Below are 12,264 nucleotides of genomic sequence, written 5' to 3' on the forward strand. Positions count from 1 at the left end.
AACCGCAATAAGCGGTTGCGCTATCGGAGGAGACAATAGATGAAGCGAAAGCTGATCAAAGGTGGCTACGTCGTTTCGATGGACGCTCGCGTTGGCGCGGGCGAGCTCGATCTGTTGATCGAGGACGACCGTATTGCTGCAGTAGCACATAACCTCGAGGCCGAAGATGCTGAACTGATCGATGCACATGGACAGATCGTGCTTCCGGGCTTCGTCAATGCCCATATGCATACATGGCAGACCGCGTTGCGCTCTCTCGTTGCGAACTGGACACTGCCGCAATACTTCCGCAGCGTGCATGCGGGTCTCGCCACGCTGTTCACGCCGGAGGACCTATACATCGGCACGCTTGTCGGCGCGCTGAACCAGCTCGACTGCGGGACGACCACACTCGGTGACTGGTGCCACAACAATCCGACGCCTGCGCACACCGACCGGGCGATCGATGGACTAGTCGAATCGGGCATACGCGGCGTTTTCCTGCATGGGTCGCCGAAACCCGATCCGAAGCCGGGTCAGAAGCATTTCAGCGAGATTCCACATCCGCGCAGCGAAATTGAGCGTCTGCTGAAGCATCGCTTCACGAGTCGCGATGAGCTCGTTACGCTCGGTATGGCGATACTCGGCCCGCATTACTCGACGTACGAGGTTTCGCATCATGACTTGCTGCTCGCGCGCGAGTGTGGGCTTATCGCGAGCATGCATTGTGCGGGGCTGGACGCGAAGACGCCAGACGGTTGGGAGCGACTCAACGCGGCCGGGTTGCTGGATGCGCACACCAACGTCGTGCACGGCAACAACCTGAGTGACACCCAGCTCCAGATGATGCTGGACTGCGGCGTCACGTTTTCGCTCGCACCAGAAACAGAGATGCTGCAGGGACATGGGCATCCCATCACGGGGCGGCTACGCGACGCTGGTTACGCACCCTCGCTTGGGGTCGATCTTGAGTCGGCAATCGCCGGCGACATGATGACAGTGGCCCGCATGGCGCTAGCTTCTCAACGTGCTCTCGACAACGCCGCGGCCCGTGAGCGGGAGGCGCGCCTGCCGGCGACTTCGACGCTCACATGTAACGACGCGCTGGGCTGGATCACGATTCACGGCGCCAGGGCGCTCGGACTTGCAGATCGTGTCGGTTCGCTCACGCCCGGCAAGCAGGCCGACATCGTGACGCTACGCGCTGACACCTTGGGCATGCGGCCGCTGCACGACGCCATCGCCGCCGTGATCATGCAGGCCGGTCGGGCCAATGTCGACACGGTGCTCGTGGCTGGCGCATTCCGCAAGCGTCACGGCGAGCTGGTGTACGACGCGCTTGCGCGCCGCCTGGACGAGCTCGACGTTTCGGGAAGGCGGATCGCCGCCGGCCTGGACGACCTGCTCGCAGCGTACTGATACGCCGGCGACTTCGCCTCTTATCCATTTCAGGAGCAAACGCAATGAACGAAGCGAAGCCTGCGCTGCGGGTCGGGTTCATCGGAATCGGAAATATGGGACTGCCCATGGGGACCAACCTGCTGAAGGCAGGCTACCCCGTCATGGCTTTCGATCGCGCCGAAGACCGGCTCGCAGCGATCGCCGCCCGCGGGGCCAAGCGTGGGGAGTCCATCGAGCATGTGACACGTGACGCCGATGTGATCTTCACCTCGTTGCCAAATGACGCGATCTTTCGCAGCGTCGCGTCAGGCGATGACGGCGTGCTTGCCCATGCACGCGAAGGCGCGATCTTCATGGATACGAGCACGGTGTCGCCTACCGTGTCAGCGGAGGTTGCACAAATCGCAAGCAAACGCGGTGTGCGTTACCTGCGCACGACCGTATCCGGCAATGGCGTCGTTGCGGCCGCCGCGGCGCTGACGGTGATGGCTTCTGGCCCGCGCGAAGCATACGAGACGGTATTGCCGCTTATTCACGCGATTGGTCGCCGTGCGTTTTATCTGGGCGAAGCCGAAGAAGCGAGGCTCATGAAGCTGGCCGTCAACCTGATGATTTCGGTATCGGCGGGCATGATCGGTGAGGCGTTGACGCTCGGGCGCAAGAGCGGTCTCGACTGGTTGCAGATGCTGGAGGTGCTCGCCTCGAGCCATGTGGCCTCGCCGATGGTGCTGTACAAGGCACCTCCGCTCAAGGAGCGCGATTTCACTTCGACGATGTCCGCGATCACGCAGACCAAGGATGTCGACCTGATCCTCGATTGCGCGGCCGAGAGTCATGTGCCGCTGCACCTGACTTCGGCCGTGCGCGGCCTGTTCCAGGGGTTGATCTCGACCGGTGGGGGAGATGACGACTACATCGCACTCGTCAAGCATGTCGAAGCACTTTCGGGGGTGGTATGAACACTAGTCCAGGTACCCTCGCTGGCAACCTCGGAGTCCGGCGCAGTGCGCTGCCTTTCGAGGCTGGTGGCGCGACCCGCGTCGCGGCATTTGGCTCGGAGACGATTTCCGCCCCGGATAGCCAGCCTGTGGCGCAGCCGCTGCTCGAGTTGCGCGGCATTGCCAAGCAGTTCCCGGGTGTGCGCGCGCTCGACGGCGTGAGCTTTTCTGTCCATTCCAGCGAAGTGCATATGCTGTTGGGCGAGAACGGCGCCGGCAAATCGACGCTGATGAAGGTCATGAGCGGCGTTTATCGGGCGGACGAGGGCTCGTTTGCCCATCTCGGCCAGCCGGTGCAGATTCAGTCGCCAAAGGACGCGCAGGCACTCGGCGTTGCCGTGATCTACCAGGAGTTCTCGCTGGTTCCGCACCTGGACATTGCGCAGAACATCTTCATCGGTCGCGAGTTCCCCGGGCGTCTACCGGGCACCGTGGACAATGCGCGCGCGCACGTCGAGGCCAGGAAGGTGCTGGACACGCTGGGCTTTGACTATGACACCGACACGCCTGTGCACAAGCTCGGTGTGGCGCAGCAGCAGATGGTGGAGATTGCGAAGGCATTGTCGCAGCGCGCGCGCATTCTCGTGATGGACGAGCCCACCGCGCCGCTCTCGGAGCGTGAGACAGAGAATCTGTTCCGGGTGATCCGGACGCTGAAGCAGGAAGGCGTGGCCATTGTCTATATCTCGCACCGCATGAGCGAGGTCTTCGCCCTTGGCGACCGCATTACGGTGCTGCGCGACGGCAAGATGGTCGGCGCGACTCGCCCGGCGGAGACGACGCCATCGGAACTCGTGCGGATGATGGTCGGCCGCGACGTCGATCTGACCTACGCGCGCCGTTTCTGCGAGACGCCTGGCGTGCCCGCGCTGGTCATGCGTGGGGTCCATTCGTCGAACGGGATCCAGGACGTGAATCTTGAGGTTCGTGCCGGCGAAATCGTGGGACTCGCGGGCCTCGTGGGCTCGGGACGCTCGGAGGTCGCCCGCGCCGCGTTCGGCATTGATCCGGTGAGCGAGGGCGAGGTGGAGATATTCGGCAAGCGGCGCCGCGGCGAACCCAGCCAGTCGGTGAAGCTCGGCATGGCGCTGATACCGGAGAGCCGCAAGCACGAAGGGCTTGCGGTGACGCGATCGGTGGGCGACAACCTGATGCTGGCAGGGCTCGGCAGGCTGTTTCCCGGTGGCTGGTTCAGGCCGCGCGCGGCGCGGCAGCTCGCGCGGAACATGATCGAGGAGTTGCGTATCGCCACGCCTACCATCGGGCGCCGGACCTCAGTGCTGAGCGGGGGGAATCAGCAGAAGATCGTGATTGGCAAATGGCTTGCCACCGGGGCACGCCTGTTCATCTTCGACGAGCCCACGCGCGGTATCGACGTTGGCGCGAAAGCGGAGATTTTCGCCCTGATCGGACGGCTCGTGGACGAAGGAGCCGGTGTGCTTCTGATCAGTTCGGAGCTTCCGGAAATCGTCCACGTATGTGATCGCGCCTATGTGATGCGTGAAGGCAGGGTCGCGGGCCAACTCAGCCGTGACCAGCTTTCCGAAGAAAGCCTTCTCGCTTTGGGGATGCAAGATGCGTAATGCCCAGGTTGTTGTCGCGCCGCACCCGTGGCTGGCCGTGCCAGCCAGGATTCCCGGCGTCGCGTGGATGATGCTCGCGATACTAGCGGGGTTCACTGCGCTCAATCATCAGTTCGTCGATCCGGCGAACCTCGTCAACATCGGCTCGCAGTCGTCGATCTTGCTGCTCATTGCGTTACCGATGACGTTCGTGATCCTTACGGAGGGGATCGACGTGTCGGCCGGCGCCGTCGCGGCGGCAGCGAGCGTATCGCTCGGCTGCATCATGCAGTTCGGCGCTCACACATGGGAAGGCATCGCCGCAGCCATTGCGATGGGGGCGCTGTTCGGCCTCGTCAACGGCGCGCTGATCGCGTGGCTCGCGTTGCCGCCATTCGTCGTCACGCTCGGGACCATGGGCGTCGCGCAAGGTCTTGCGCTGCTCATGAGCGGCGGTCAGAGCATCACCGACATCGGGACCACAATTCCCGCGATCTACAACGGCGCGATCCTCGGCATTCCCGCGCCGATCGTGATCGCCGTGCTCGCCTATGCAGTCAATCATCTGCTGATGTATCGCAGCAGGATGGGCATCTATGCGCGAGCGATCGGCGGCAATCCCGAAGCGCTGCGCTTTGCCGGTATCTCGGCGCGCGCATGGTTGATCGGCATCTACACGTTTGCCGGGGCGATGTTCGGCTTCGCGGCCGTGCTGCTGACCGCCCGCATGAGTACCGCCCACCCCACAGCTTCGCTTGGCCTCGAATTTGATGCGATTGCCGCGGTGATCGTTGGCGGGACGTCGTTCGAGAAGGGCAAAGGTGGCCTGCCCGGTACGCTGCTCGGCGTTCTGACCATCGGCATGCTGCGGAACGGCCTCAACCTCGCCGGTGTGCCGTCGTCCGTCCAGGTGTCGTGTATCGGCATGCTGGTGTTGCTTGCTCTTTTCGTCGAAGGATTGAAGACCCAATCATGAACGCGCTCACTTCATTCACCGGCCATTTCAGACCGGGCGAGAATGTGTCGAAGGTAGCTGCGCGACTGGCCGCCGTGGTCATTGTCGGCGTCGTGCTTGCCGTCGCCTCCGACGCCTTTCTCACGACCGGCAACCTGCTGAACGTGCTGCGCCAGGCCAGCTTGCTGTTCCTGATGGCATCGGGCCTCACCCTTGTCGTGCTGACAGGAGGGATCGATCTGTCGATCGGCGCGAACGTCGCGCTGTCGGCCTGCCTGGCCGGGACCGTGATCAAGGCGACCGGCTCGCCCCTCGAAGGCGCCGTTGTGGCGATCGCGTGTGGCGCCGCGGTGGGGCTCGCGAACGGCTTCCTCGTCGCGATCCTGCGGATGCCGTCGTTCATCGCGACCTACGGAATGATGTGGCTCATCAATGGCTACACCTGGTACTTCATGGCGGGCAATACGATCTACGGCTTCCCACATGGCTTCCGGCAACTCGGCAGCGGCTACCTGTTCTCGATACCGGTGCCGGTGTACCTGATGCTGGTATTTCTCGCGCTGGCGGCGTTGTTTGCCGGTCGCACGATCTATGGCCAACAGGTCTACGCAATGGGTTCGAATCCGGTGGCGGCGCGCTTCTCCGGCGTCCCGGTGAAGCGCCGCCTGGTTCTGGTGTACGCGCTGAGCGGCTTGATGGCCGGACTCGGCAGCCTGGTCTTTCTCGCGCGCCTGAATTCGGCTGAAGGCGATATCGGTGCTCCGCTGACGCTGCCCGCCATCGCGGCAGTCCTGATCGGTGGGACGTCGCTGTTTGGTGGCATCGGCACACCGTACGGGACGCTGATCGGTGCGCTGCTGCTCACGCTGGTGCTCAATGGCCTGAACCTGCTGAATATCGACGCGAACTGGCAGCCGCTCGTGACGGGCGCAATCATCATCGTCGCTGTGCTGGTCGACTCGCTGAGCCGCCGGCGGCAGGAGGCACGCGAATAGCGCGGCAAAGGGGAGACACGGATATGGAACGAGGAATGACGATGGAGCGTGGCTTACGGCGCGTCGCGGTGCTAGGCGACGCCGATACCGAGCGTTTGCATGAAGTGTTGGCAGGCCGGTTCGAAGTCCATCTTCAGGACCCAACGAGCACGGCAGCCGGGCAAGACGTGGACGCAATTGTCACTGCCTGCGCGAGTGATGTCGAACTGGAGACGGCCCTTCTGGGTCCGCAGGGCTACCTGAGTAGGGAACGCAAGGGTCTTCTGCTGGTGGATGTCAGTCCGGTCAGCGAGGCACTCTCACGGGAAATCGACGAAGCGGCACGGCGCGCAGGCGTTCACTATTTGCGGGCGCCGCTCACGGTGGGCCCCGGCGAAGGCGGCGCGCAGGCTTACACCGCGATGGTCAGCGGGCCGCGTGAGGACTACGAGCGGGCGCTCGAGCTGCTGGAAGCGTTGGCCAGCAAGATCGTCTGGCTTGGCGCTGGCGAGGAGGCGCGGGCGATGACGCGGGTGCTCGATGTCATGACCGGGGTGTCGATGGCGATGTGGGCCGAGGCCCTGGTCTTTGGCGAAGCGGTCGGTCTGGACTGGCGGGAAATGCTCGAGGTCATGCAGACGAGCGCGATCGGTTCGCCCGTGATCCAGTCGCATACCTCGTTGGTCGCGACGCGCGATTTTGGCTCGTCGCATGGCTGCGAGCAGATGGTGCAGCGCCTTGGCGATGCACTTGCCCACGGCAAGACCACCGGAACCGTGCTGACGCTCACTGGTATGGCGCATCAGATGTATCTCGGCGCGCTGGCGCACGGGCGGGCTAGCGAGGGCCTCGCGGCCATCATTCCGTGGCTCGAGAAAGCCGCCGGTACGAACCCCGGCGATGGGCGGACGGTGACCCGGTGACCATCCTGCAATTGGGTCCCACAACCCACCATTTCTGAAGACCGATCCTTATCACCGATTGCTAAAAACCATGACTACGTCGAATACGCTATCCGTGGACGCACTGGACGTGTTGTTCCGCAAGGCCCGCACACAGAACGCCTGGCTTGACCGGCCCGTGACCGATGACGATGTGCGGGCACTGTACGACCTGCTGAAGTTCGGGCCGACGAGCATGAACACCACGCCGGCACGCTTCGTGTTTTTGCGCACGCCTGAAGCGAAGGCGCGGCTGCTGCCGGCGCTCGCACCGGGCAACGTGGACAAGACGCGTGCGGCGCCGGTCTGTGCGATCGTCGGCTACGACCGACGCTTTCACGATCAACTGTCAACACTCTTCCCGCATCGGCCGGATGCCAGTGCGATCTTCGAAGGCAAGCCCGAGCTGATCGAGACCACGGCGTTTCGCAATGGAAGCCTGCAGGGCGCTTACCTGATCATCGCGGCGCGGGCACTCGGCCTCGATTGCGGGCCCATGTCCGGCTTCGACGCGAAGAAGGTCAACGACGAGTTCTTCCCGGACGGCAACGTTGCTGTCAATTTCCTCTGCAATCTCGGCTATGGCGACTCCGAGAAGGTGCTCGACAGACTGCCGAGGCTGTCGTTCGAGCAAGCCTGCACGCTCCTTTAGCAAAACGTGATGTCACTGATCGAGGGGACGGGATCATGCTGAGTTCTTTCACCTGGCAGGCGCTGCCCACGCGCGTGGTCTTTGGCCGTGGCACGAGCGCGGCGTTGCCCGCCGAGGTCGATCGTCTGGGGGGCCGTCGCGTACTGGTGCATTCGACCCCGGAGCAGGCCGCGCTCGCGGAGCGTGTGACGCAGTTGCTCGGCGAACGTGCCGCGGGCGTGTTCACTGGCGCGACGATGCACACACCGGTCGACGTTACGGCCCGCGCACTGGACGTGGTCAAGGCTAATCGGATCGACGCTGTGGTTGCAGTCGGAGGCGGTTCGACAACGGGCCTCGGCAAGGCCATCGCGCTACGGACTGACCTGCCGCAAATCGTGCTGCCAACGACTTACGCAGGCTCGGAGATGACGCCGATCCTTGGTGAGACGCAGGACGGCCGCAAAGTCACCCGGCGTGACGCGAAGATCCAGCCTGAAGTGGTGATCTACGACGTGGATCTGACGCTGTCTCTGCCGCCGGCGATGTCTGCGCTATCGGCCTTCAACGCGATCGCGCACGCCGCGGAGGCACTCTACGCTCCGGATCGCAACCCGATCGTTTCGCTGATGGCCGAGGAGGGGGTACGTGCGGTTGTCGAGGCACTGCCGCAGTTGCAAGCCGCCCCCGACGACGCCGATATGCGCGCTTCGCTGCTCTACGGCGCCTGGCTGTGCGCGTGCTGCCTCGCGACCACCACGATGGGGTTGCACCACAAGCTGTGCCATACGCTAGGCGGGATGTTCGACCTGCCGCATGCACAGACGCATGCCATCGTCCTGCCGTACGCGCTCGCCTACAACGCGCCGAACATTGCCGACGCACTCGCGAGTCTCGAACGCGCGATGGGTGCGGACGACGCCGTGCAGGTGTTGCTGCGTCTCGAAAGCGGCTGCGGCATACCGCTCGCGCTGCGCGATATTGGTATGCCGCACGCCGGTATTGCACAAGCGGTGGAGCAGGCGATCGCCAATCCCTACGCCAACCCACGTCCTGTGGAAGCAGACGCGCTAACTGACCTGCTCGAACGAGCATGGTCTGGCGCGGGCGTTTGATCTGCACGCAACCCTGGTGAGCCCCCGGAGCTGGCGAATCATGACGAACCGACCTACCGATGCCCCAGCCGTGCGGTACGACTTTCTCGTCGTAGGCGCCGGCACGGCCGGTGCGGTGATGGCAGCCCGGCTTTCGGAAGACGGGCTGCACCGCGTACTGTTGATCGAAGCGGGCGTCGACACGCCGCCAGGACAAATTCCCGCCGATATCGACGATACGTTCCCGAGTTCGACGTTGAATCCGGCGTATTTCTGGCCGGGCCTCGAGGCGCGGATGGCCGACGGTCGCGAGCCGCGTCCCTTTCCCCAGGCGCGTGTAATGGGCGGCGGCTCGAGCATCATGGGCATGTTCGCGCTGCGCGGCATGCCCTCCGACTTCGAACGGTGGCGCGCGGCGGGCGCAGCCGGATGGTCGTGGGAAGAGGCGAGGCGCGTGTACCGGAAGATCGAACGTGAGCCCGCGCGCGGCGAAGGTGGCGACGGCACGACGCCTGTCACGCGGACTTCGCCCCGTGAATGGCCGACCTTCGTGTCCGCACTACGCGATGCGGCGCTGGCGAACGGCTTCCCCTATGTCGAAGACATTAACGAGGCGCCCGCGGAAGGCTTCTTTCCGATGCCGACGACCCGCAACGCCGAGTTCCGCTCCGGCAGCGCACGCTGTTATCTGACCGAGAGCGTTCGCCGCCGTCCGAATCTGACGATCATGGCGAATACCGTCGTGCAGCGCCTGCTGTTCAATGGGCGCGTTGCGATCGGCGTCGAGTGCGAACACGGGGGGGCGACGATGACCGTGCTCGCGCGCCATGTGATCGTCTCGGCTGGGGCGATTTACTCGCCTGCGCTGTTGCTGCGCTCGGGCGTCGGTCCGGCACAGGAACTGGCGAGCATCGGCGTGAAGCCGGTTGTGGATCTGCGCGGCGTAGGACGCAACCTGCAGAATCACGCGTACCAGTTCTTCGCGTTGACGCTGCCACGCGACAAGCGACTGGCCCCGACGCTACGCCGCTTCGCCATGGCGGGGCTGAGGGCGTCGTCGAAACTCCAGGATTGCCCGCCTGGCGATCTGCTGCTGTTTGCGTTCGGACGCGTGAGCCCCCAGCCGTTCGGCACCGGTGTCGCGATGCTGGGGTCGGCGTTGTATTCGCCGTTTTCGACCGGGACCGTAACCCTCCAGGCAGCGAATCCGCAGGCGGCGCCGCGCATCGACTTCAGGATGCTCGGCGATCCCCGCGACGCGCCGCGCGTCGTGATGGCCGCGCGCCTCGCGGAGCGGCTACTGCGCGATCCAACGGTAGCGGCAAACTATAACGAAGCGTTCCTCCTCCCGCCCGGTATGGCGCTCAACCAGTTCAACCGGAGCGGCCTGGCGGGTCTTGCGCTGGCCGTGGGCGCGGGGGCTGCGCTGGATGCCCCGGGTCCACTGCGGCGCTTCGCTTTGCGCCACGTCGCGGGCCTCGGTCGCCCACTCGCGCAACGACGTGGTAACGATGCGCCTTCCGACGGGGAACTGCTAGCCTCGATCGCGCCGATGGGGCATCCGGTAGGGACGTGCACCATGGGCGATGCGCGCTCGCCATCGACCGTGGTGGACGACGCATATCGCGTATGCGGCGTTGGGAATCTCTACGTCGTGGATGCATCCGTGATGCCCGTCATTCCCAGCGCGAATACCCATATGCCGACGTTGATGCTGGCGGAGCATGCAGCCGAACGTATTACCCGCGATCACACTCACGTCGCCCCCGGCGTCATGGGAGCTGCTTGATCGCGTCATCTGCCGCTAGTTTGACCACCAAACCAATCCAGACTGAAGGAGACACCTATGACTCGTATGACGATCAAGTGCGGACTCGCGCTCGCGCTGCTTGCGTGCGGAACACTCGCTTATGCGGACGGCGAAAACATTGCCGTATTTACCAAGAACCTGACCAATCCCTACTTTCAAAGTGTGCGGTTGGGTGCGCAGAGCGCCGCAAAGGAAATGCACGCGAACGTGGTCAACTATGTGCCGACGACGCCCGACAGCATTCCCGAGCAGATGAGCCAGATCGATGACGTCATCGTGAAGCATCCAGGCGCCGTCGTGTTCGTCCCGGTTGACTTCAAGGCCATGGGTCCCGGCATTGCCAAGCTCAATGCCGCGAAGATCCCGACGGTGAACATCGTGGACAAGGCGCAATCGGGCAACTTCGTGAGCTTCGTCGGCGCGAGTGATTATCAGATCGGCCTGCAGACGGCCCAATATCTGCTCAAGTCCATGGGCGGTAAGGGCCGTATCATCATACTGGAGGGCGTACGCGGCACTGCAACGTCCGACGAGCGCATGCGTGGCTTTCACGACGCACTTAAAGTAGCTCCGGGGATCAAGGTGCTGAGTTCGCAGCCGGCCAACTACCAGCGATTGCAGGCACTGCAGGTGATGGAGAACCTGCTGCAGACCTATCCGAACGTCGACGGTGTCCTGGCAGCCAACGACGCTATGGCCATCGGAGCACTGGACGCACTGGATGGCGCGAATATAAACGCCAAGGTCGTCGGCATTAACGCCAGCAAGGAGGCGATAGATCTGATCAAGCAAGGCAAGTTGCTGGCGAGCGGCGACTACTCCGGGTTCAAGCAAGGATGTCTTGGTGTGATGGCCGCCTTGCGTGCACTGCGTCGTGAGCCGGTTCCGAAGCAGATTTCGCTGAAGACGGAGGTCGTCACCGCGACAAACTACCAGAGCTTCGACATCGCGCCGGACAAGCTGAACTGTCCGACCTGGGACGCCGCTGTCACGCAGTGACTGGCGACGGCTTATTCGCGGGGTGATGATCGTCATGCCCCGCTCACCACGGAGATGAGATGAACTTCGTCGTCTATTGCCTTGATCATCCAGGCATGCAGCAGCGTCGTCTTGAGAACTATGACGCGCACAAAGCCTACCTTCAGACTTCGCTGTTGCGTACGCTCATTTCCGGGCCGCTCACGGAACTCGATGGAACAATGAACGGCAGCTTTTTCTTGTACGAAGGGGACGATATCTCAGCGCTGCAGGTCTTCGTTACCGGAGACCCGTTCAACAAAGCAGGTGTGTGGAGAACGATCGAGATCCGGCCTTTCGTCAAGCGTGTGGACAACCGCTGACCGGTCGGATCCTCGCCCTCGATTCAGCATGGAGTAAGCTTCGCCGTCGTTGCGAACGAAGTCCGTGGCCTCGCGCAGCGTAGCAACGCTGCGGCAAAAGAAATCAAGACGGGAATCGAAAGCTCTTCAACGAAGATCGATCAGGGTTCTGAGCTTGCTCGTCAGGCAGGGCATGCGATGGCACAGATCGGGCAGGCGGTGGGACGCGTGTCCGATATCGCCGCGGAGATCCCAAGCGCATCGGTAGAGAAAAGCAAGGGAATCGAGTGGATAAACGGGTCAGTGAGCGGGATGGAGCATGTTACGCAGGAAAACGCTTCATTGGTTGAGCAGGCCGCCACCGCGTCTGAATCGATGCGCGCTCAGGCTGCGGTGCTCGTGCGCGGTAAATATGTTTCGCCTGGACGGCGAATCTCTGCACTGGTTGTCACCATCAGAAAATCTCATATCGATTAAGGTCTGCTCGGTAGCCATATCCGGCCGAAGCGCTGTTAGTGGACAAAGCACAAAGGCAGACGTTGACCGCCTCCGAGCTGATCGAGCTTATCGGTGGCTCTCGTGTCCTGAACGTTCATATCG

12 protein-coding genes are annotated in these 12,264 nt (G+C 63.2%); all 12 read left to right on the forward strand.

Annotated elements, in window-relative coordinates; all coding sequences use genetic code 11:
* The first annotated feature begins 39 nt into the window (after window positions 1-39).
* The 12 genes from BO1_RS21410 to BO1_RS57765 all read left to right on the forward strand — a co-directional run bounded on the left by BO1_RS21410 (window position 40) and on the right by BO1_RS57765 (window position 12,141).
* Entirely contained in the window at window positions 40-1,398 is a 1,359-nt protein-coding gene (locus BO1_RS21410) for an amidohydrolase family protein (RefSeq protein ID WP_028219303.1), read from the forward strand.
* 44 nt (window positions 1,399-1,442) lie between these two features.
* Window positions 1,443-2,339, forward strand: a complete 897-nt coding sequence (locus BO1_RS21415) for an NAD(P)-dependent oxidoreductase (protein WP_043285753.1) — start codon at window positions 1,443-1,445, stop codon at window positions 2,337-2,339.
* The gene (locus tag BO1_RS21420) at window positions 2,336-3,961 is read left to right on the forward strand and encodes a sugar ABC transporter ATP-binding protein (RefSeq protein WP_084688093.1); all 1,626 of its coding nucleotides are present in this window, start codon (window positions 2,336-2,338) and stop codon (window positions 3,959-3,961) included. Before BO1_RS21415 ends, BO1_RS21420 begins: the two co-directional genes overlap by 4 nt.
* Window positions 3,954-4,916, forward strand: a complete 963-nt coding sequence (locus BO1_RS21425; protein ID WP_028219306.1) for an ABC transporter permease — start codon at window positions 3,954-3,956, stop codon at window positions 4,914-4,916. The genes BO1_RS21420 and BO1_RS21425 overlap by 8 nt, the downstream gene beginning before the upstream one ends.
* Entirely contained in the window at window positions 4,913-5,890 is a 978-nt protein-coding gene (locus BO1_RS21430) for an ABC transporter permease (protein ID WP_028219307.1), read from the forward strand. Before BO1_RS21425 ends, BO1_RS21430 begins: the two co-directional genes overlap by 4 nt.
* Before the next feature lie 23 nt (window positions 5,891-5,913).
* Window positions 5,914-6,792, forward strand: coding sequence for an NAD(P)-dependent oxidoreductase (locus BO1_RS21435; protein WP_084688094.1), 879 nt, complete (start codon window positions 5,914-5,916; stop codon window positions 6,790-6,792).
* 70 nt (window positions 6,793-6,862) lie between these two features.
* Entirely contained in the window at window positions 6,863-7,462 is a 600-nt protein-coding gene (locus tag BO1_RS21440) for a malonic semialdehyde reductase (protein WP_028219309.1), read from the forward strand.
* 35 nt (window positions 7,463-7,497) lie between these two features.
* Window positions 7,498-8,556, forward strand: coding sequence for a maleylacetate reductase (locus tag BO1_RS21445; RefSeq protein ID WP_028219310.1), 1,059 nt, complete (start codon window positions 7,498-7,500; stop codon window positions 8,554-8,556).
* A gap of 40 nt (window positions 8,557-8,596) precedes the next feature.
* Window positions 8,597-10,324: a GMC family oxidoreductase gene (locus tag BO1_RS52120; protein ID WP_043285755.1), complete on the forward strand. Its 1,728-nt coding sequence runs from the start codon at window positions 8,597-8,599 to the stop codon at window positions 10,322-10,324.
* A gap of 57 nt (window positions 10,325-10,381) precedes the next feature.
* Complete coding sequence (locus tag BO1_RS21455) at window positions 10,382-11,344, forward strand: sugar ABC transporter substrate-binding protein (protein ID WP_245643863.1); 963 nt, start codon at window positions 10,382-10,384, stop codon at window positions 11,342-11,344.
* A 59-nt stretch (window positions 11,345-11,403) separates the two neighbouring features.
* Window positions 11,404-11,685: a YciI family protein gene (locus tag BO1_RS21460; RefSeq protein WP_028219312.1), complete on the forward strand. Its 282-nt coding sequence runs from the start codon at window positions 11,404-11,406 to the stop codon at window positions 11,683-11,685.
* A gap of 21 nt (window positions 11,686-11,706) precedes the next feature.
* Window positions 11,707-12,141, forward strand: coding sequence for a methyl-accepting chemotaxis protein (locus BO1_RS57765; RefSeq protein WP_084688095.1), 435 nt, complete (start codon window positions 11,707-11,709; stop codon window positions 12,139-12,141).
* Window positions 12,142-12,264: the final 123 nt, after the last annotated feature.

It is taken from the genome of Paraburkholderia oxyphila NBRC 105797 (assembly GCF_000685075.1).
Taxonomy (GTDB): domain Bacteria; phylum Pseudomonadota; class Gammaproteobacteria; order Burkholderiales; family Burkholderiaceae; genus Paraburkholderia; species Paraburkholderia oxyphila.

Excerpts from the sequence above, each read along its gene's own strand:
- BO1_RS21410 (WP_028219303.1), top strand. The coding sequence starts at position 40 with ATGAAGCGAAAGCTGATCAAAGGTGGCTACGTCGTTTCGATGGACGCT.
- BO1_RS21415 (WP_043285753.1), top strand. The coding sequence starts at position 1,443 with ATGAACGAAGCGAAGCCTGCGCTGCGGGTCGGGTTCATCGGAATCGGA.
- BO1_RS21420 (WP_084688093.1), top strand. The coding sequence starts at position 2,336 with ATGAACACTAGTCCAGGTACCCTCGCTGGCAACCTCGGAGTCCGGCGC.
- BO1_RS21425 (WP_028219306.1), top strand. The coding sequence starts at position 3,954 with ATGCGTAATGCCCAGGTTGTTGTCGCGCCGCACCCGTGGCTGGCCGTG.
- BO1_RS21430 (WP_028219307.1), top strand. The coding sequence starts at position 4,913 with ATGAACGCGCTCACTTCATTCACCGGCCATTTCAGACCGGGCGAGAAT.
- BO1_RS21435 (WP_084688094.1), top strand. The coding sequence starts at position 5,914 with ATGGAACGAGGAATGACGATGGAGCGTGGCTTACGGCGCGTCGCGGTG.
- BO1_RS21440 (WP_028219309.1), top strand. The coding sequence starts at position 6,863 with ATGACTACGTCGAATACGCTATCCGTGGACGCACTGGACGTGTTGTTC.
- BO1_RS21445 (WP_028219310.1), top strand. The coding sequence starts at position 7,498 with ATGCTGAGTTCTTTCACCTGGCAGGCGCTGCCCACGCGCGTGGTCTTT.
- BO1_RS52120 (WP_043285755.1), top strand. The coding sequence starts at position 8,597 with ATGACGAACCGACCTACCGATGCCCCAGCCGTGCGGTACGACTTTCTC.
- BO1_RS21455 (WP_245643863.1), top strand. The coding sequence starts at position 10,382 with ATGACTCGTATGACGATCAAGTGCGGACTCGCGCTCGCGCTGCTTGCG.
- BO1_RS21460 (WP_028219312.1), top strand. The coding sequence starts at position 11,404 with ATGAACTTCGTCGTCTATTGCCTTGATCATCCAGGCATGCAGCAGCGT.